Below are 308 nucleotides of genomic sequence, written 5' to 3'. Positions count from 1 at the left end.
TCACCACGTAATCCCCAAATTAAAAATACCGCTAGCATAAAGCCAATAATACCGTAACTCACCAGCATTAAACGGTTATCGTGTGCTTCCAATTTAGTTCTGCGGGAAAAACTCTGCAATTCAGCTTGTTGTTCACATGCTACATTTTGGCTATCATAAGCAGCAATGATTTCATCTTCAGATATTTTAAGATAACGAGCATAACAACGAATGTAGCCACGCATGAATGTAGATGATATTTTTTTATCAGCAACACTTTGTTCAATATTGTTGATAACAGACGATTTAAGGTGAATATGATTACAGAC

1 protein-coding gene is annotated in these 308 nt (G+C 35.7%); it reads right to left on the bottom strand.

Annotation, left to right across the window (positions count from 1 at the left end):
- The coding region (locus MTCD1_RS18845) for a helix-turn-helix domain-containing protein (RefSeq protein ID WP_200818649.1) at nucleotides 1–308 on the bottom strand (308 nt) is incomplete at both ends.

Source organism: Colwellia marinimaniae, assembly GCF_002207865.1.
Taxonomy (GTDB): domain Bacteria; phylum Pseudomonadota; class Gammaproteobacteria; order Enterobacterales; family Alteromonadaceae; genus Colwellia; species Colwellia marinimaniae.
Note: the sequence above shows the minus strand (reverse complement) of the source record. Positions and strands in the feature narration are given on the sequence as shown.